The organism is Microbacterium sp. ISL-103 (genome assembly GCF_018613995.1).
In the GTDB taxonomy this organism is placed as follows: Bacteria; Actinomycetota; Actinomycetes; order Actinomycetales; family Microbacteriaceae; genus Microbacterium.
In genome coordinates, this window is the sequence record NZ_JAGGPD010000169.1 from 1 (window position 1) to 4315 (window position 4315).

5 protein-coding genes are annotated in these 4315 nt (G+C 70.2%); 2 read left to right on the forward strand and 3 right to left on the reverse strand.

Annotated features, from left to right (window positions below; translation table 11 throughout):
• Positions 1 to 914: isochorismate synthase MenF (locus J7E68_RS07055; protein WP_215171173.1), on the forward strand; the 914-nt coding region annotated here is incomplete at its 5' end.
• 12 nt (positions 915 to 926) lie between these two features.
• Here the strand turns inward: J7E68_RS07055 and J7E68_RS07060 are convergent.
• From J7E68_RS07060 to J7E68_RS07070, 3 genes are read right to left on the reverse strand one after another with little or no spacing between them, the layout of a single operon-like run.
• Complete coding sequence (locus tag J7E68_RS07060) at positions 927 to 1769, reverse strand: polyphosphate kinase 2 family protein (protein ID WP_215171175.1); 843 nt, start codon at positions 1767 to 1769, stop codon at positions 927 to 929.
• A 43-nt stretch (positions 1770 to 1812) separates the two neighbouring features.
• A complete protein-coding gene (menD, locus tag J7E68_RS07065; protein ID WP_215171177.1) occupies positions 1813 to 3477 on the reverse strand; it encodes a 2-succinyl-5-enolpyruvyl-6-hydroxy-3-cyclohexene-1-carboxylic-acid synthase in 1665 nt (554 codons plus the stop codon).
• Positions 3474 to 3827 carry a PLD nuclease N-terminal domain-containing protein gene (locus J7E68_RS07070; protein WP_215171179.1) on the reverse strand — a complete coding sequence of 118 codons (354 nt, stop codon included), beginning with the start codon at positions 3825 to 3827 and terminating at the stop codon, positions 3474 to 3476. Before J7E68_RS07070 ends, menD begins: the two co-directional genes overlap by 4 nt.
• A gap of 96 nt (positions 3828 to 3923) precedes the next feature.
• Here J7E68_RS07070 and J7E68_RS07075 point away from each other — a divergent pair.
• On the forward strand, positions 3924 to 4315 hold a 392-nt coding region (locus tag J7E68_RS07075; protein WP_215171181.1), incomplete at its 3' end, for an SDR family NAD(P)-dependent oxidoreductase.

Below are 4315 nucleotides of genomic sequence, written 5' to 3' on the forward strand. Positions count from 1 at the left end.
CCGTGCTCACGCGCATCGGTCGCGCCGCCGATGCTCACGAGTCGGCCGGGCTGCAGGCGGATGCCGACACCCGTCCGTACGGCCCGCACTGGGCAGGCACCGTGGGCCCGGGTGCACAGAGTCCGCAGGGCTATCAGGATTCGGTGCGGCAGGCACTCGACCGCATCTCTGCCGGCGAGCTGAGCAAGGTCGTGCTCGCCCGCGATCTCACCGGCAGCGTGCCCGCGGGCTCAGACCTGCGCCGCCTCGTGCGGGCGCTGTCGACCGGCTACCCCGACACGTGGGCCTTCGCGGTCGACGGTCTGATCGGCGCGAGCCCCGAGACCCTCGTCACCGTGCAGCAGCGCACCGTGACCGCGCGGGTGCTGGCCGGAACCATCGGACGCGGTGCCGACGCGGATGCCGACACCGAGGCATCCGCGCACCTGGCCTCCAGCACGAAGGATCTCGACGAGCACGAGTACGCGGTGCAGAGCGTGCTCGCCTCGCTGCGCGCGCACACGAGGGTCCTCGCGGCGAGCGAGCAGCCGTTCCTGCTGAAGCTCCCGAACCTCTTCCACCTGGCCACCGACGTCGAGGGTGAGCTGGCGGATGGCGGGTCGTCGCTGGACCTGATCGGCGCCCTGCATCCGACCGCCGCGGTGGCCGGCACACCGACCTCTGCGGCGATCGCGGCGATCCGCGAACTCGAGCCCTTCGACCGAGGGCGCTATGCGGGTCCGGTCGGATGGGTCGACGCTGCAGGCAACGGCGAGTGGGCGATCGCGCTGCGGTGCGCCCAGTTCTCACCCGAAGCGACACGAATCGCCGTCACTGCCTACGCCGGCGCGGGGATCGTCTCAGGATCCGACCCCGAGTCGGAGCTGCTCGAGACCCGGGTCAAGTTCCGTCCGCTGGTCGACGCCCTCGCCTGAGGCAGGCCGCGCTCAACTCGCGGCGAGGCGCTTCTTCTCTGCCTCGACATCGAAATCGGCGGCAGGCCACTGCGGATCGATCTGCTGCAGCGCGTCGAGAAGCAGCTCCTGCACCGCGAGACGTGCGAACCACTTGTGGTTCGCAGGGATCACATGCCACGGCGCCGCCTCGGTCGAGGTGCGCTCGAACATGGTCTGATACGCCGCCATGTAGTCATCCCAGAGCAGCCTCTCGTCGACGTCGCCCGGGTTGTACTTCCAGTGCTTGTCGGGCCGCTCGAGCCTCTCCATCAACCTCGCCTTCTGCTCGTCGGGAGAGATGTGCAGCATCACCTTGATGATGCGGGTGCCTGATGCCGCAGCGCCGGCCTCGAACTCGTCTATCGCGTCGTACCGGCGCTCGATCTCGTCTGCGGGAGCCAGCGATCGCACCCGGCCGATGAGCACGTCCTCGTAGTGCGACCGGTCGAAGACCCCGATGAATCCGGGCTGGGGCAGGCGCGGGATGACACGCCAGAGGAAGTCGTGCTGGAGCTCTTCGTCGGTCGGCGCCTTGAAGGCGGTGAGCGCGACGCCCTGCGGGTCGACGCCGCCGACCACGTGGCGCACGATGCCGCCCTTGCCCGCGGAGTCCATCGCCTGCAGGATCAGCAGCACCGAGTCCTTCGCGATCCCGACGCGGCTCTCGGCGAACAGTCGCTCCTGCAGCTGATTGAGCTCTTCGAGGCCCGATGCCAGGTCGCGCTTGCCGTCGGCTTTGCCGCCGCTGTACCCCGGCGTGCTCGCCGGATCGACGTCTGAGAGACGGAATCCGTCGCCGACCTGCAGGATCTTCGCCCACTCATGCGCTGTCATGCGTTCATCCTGCCACTGCGGGATCACCCGGTGCGGAAGAAGGTCAGCGCGCGAGCGGAACCTCGATCAGCTGACGACCGCCCGCCGGCGTGGTGAGCACCTGGTCGAGAGCAGTGCGGGTGGTGACCCGCTGATACTCCCAGCCGTAGGCGAGAGCGAGCTGCTCGAGTCGCACGGTGTGCGGCGTGTAGAAGGCACGGTCGAGATCGGCGCGGTCGGCGGTCGCGCCCACTTCGAGCCCGTCGAAGATCGTTCCGCCGCCGTCGTTGCCTACGATGACCTGCAGTCGCGGCTCGTCTTCATCGGGCGGCAGCAGAAGCGCTCCCACATCGTGGAGGAACGCGAGGTCTCCGAGCAGCACGCGAGTGATGCCCGGAGCACCACCGGCCTGACTCGCGAGTGCGATGCCCGTGGCGGTCGCGATCGTGCCGTCGATCCCCGCGAGTCCGCGGTTGGCGTGCACCGGAACCTTCTTGCCGCCGAGCACAGTGTCGGCGACACGCACCAGCCTCGATGATCCGAAGACGAGGCGATCGTGCGGCCAAGTCGCCCGCCACACGGCGTCGGCCAGGAATGAGCGGTCTAGCGGACGACGCACGGCCGCAAGCTCCGCCTTCACGGCGTCACGGCGCTCTGCGGGATCGGTCGAAGCGAGGCCGTCGGGATCCGGAGCACGCTCGCTGAGATCGACCACCTGCGCGGCCGATGCCGTGAGCCAGGCGCCGAGCCACTCGCGGTCGGCCGGACCGGACGCGACCGAGACCGAGGCCGCAGGCGTCGTGCGACCGTTGAGGTTCAGTTCTTCTCCCCCGCGGCGCACCGCGATCACCTCGACGTCGGTGCGCGACAGCACCCGCGTGACCTCGCGGCTCAGAGTCGGATGCCCGAGCACCACCACGCGCTCGATCCGTCCGCCGAGCTCGTCGTCGCTCAGCAGCGCTCGATAGCCGTGCACGATCTGACGCCCGAACCGCGCACCGCTGACGATCTCGGCGATGAGCGGCCAGGATCCGGCATGCGCGATCTCTTCGGCATCTGCGCCGGCATCCGCCCCCGCGATCACGACCGTGCGGGGTCCGCGGCCGATCACGAACGGCTCTGCAGGTGTGGGCTTCGGCGCCTCACCGGGGGTGATGTCGACGGTCGGGATCTCGCCCGACAGCGGCTCGCGCGACGGCAGGTTCAGGTGCACGGGGCCGGCGACACCGGGGAGACCGTGCGCGGCATCCGCCCCCATGGCGACCGCGACGGCGTGAGGGGCGATGCCCGACCAGTCGCCGTCGCCCGGCACGGGGGCATCGATCTGCTCGCGCACCCAGAGGCCGAACATTCCGGGCTGGCGCGTGGCCTGATTCGCGCCGACGCCGCGGAGCTCGGGCGGGCGATCTGCGGTGAGCAGCAGCAGCGGGACGCCGGAATGGAACGCCTCCATCGCTGCGGGCAGCAGGTTCGCCGCGGCCGTTCCCGAGGTGCAGAGCACGACCGCCGGCACGCCGGTCTCACGTGAGAGCCCGAGGGCGGTGAAGCCGGCGACGCGCTCGTCGATGCGGACGTGCACTCGCAGATGCCCCTGATTGGCGGCGTGCACCGCGGCGAGCGCGAGGGCCTGCGACCGCGATCCGGGCGAGAGCACGAGGTCGCGCACACCGTGGCCGATGAGGTCTGCGATCAGCGATGCGGCAGCATCGGTCGCCGGCGATGTCGTCACGGACGCGGGTCCGGTGCCGTGCCGTCGTCCGTCTCGTCTTCGAGCCGCGCCAGCTCCTCTTCGAGGCGGCGGATGCGGGCATCCTGCTCGCTCTTGCTGATGGTGCGGAGGAACTGGGGGTCGTCGTCGGGGGCGACGATGCGGATCGCTCCGCCGTTGTCGTTCGCGCGGCGGCGGCCGAGGACGAACCAGAGGATGCCGCCGATGACCGGAATGAAGACGACGATGGCGATCCAGGCGGCCTTGGGCACGCCTCGGTGCCGCGTCGCCGGCTGCACTGCGCAATCGACGATGCTGTACACCCAGAAGATGGCTGCCAGGAACCCGCCTACGATCAACAGTCTCGCCACACCTCCAGTGTAGGCGGGTCAGCGAGCGGCGGCTCTGCCGGAGCGGTATGAGCGTGATCCGGTCGGCCTCATCGCCGCTGCGGGTACGGTCGATCCATGACAGATCCTCTCGACATGATCGCCCGCCAGCAGCCCCTCGCCTCGGAGTTCGGCCACCGAACCACGGCGGCCGAGGTGATCGCCGGCGCCGACCTCGCGGGCACGCGCGCGATCGTCACCGGCGGGTACTCGGGGCTCGGACTCGAGACCGTGCGCGCTCTCACGGATGCCGGCGTGCGCGTGATCGTTCCTGCGCGGCGCCCGGATGCGGCACACACCGCCCTCGACGGCATCGCCGAGGTCGAGGTGCGTGCCGCCGACCTCGGCGATCTCGACTCGGTGGCGGCGTTCACCGAGTCCGTGCGTCGCGACGGGCAGCCGATCGACCTCGTGCTCAACGTCGCCGGCATCATGGCCACGCCGTTCGGGCGTACAGCCCAGGGATTCGA

Bases quoted from the DNA above. Each gene is read 5' to 3' on its own strand.
- J7E68_RS07060 (WP_215171175.1), bottom strand. From the start codon at position 1,769: ATGACAGCGCATGAGTGGGCGAAGATCCTGCAGGTCGGCGACGGATTC.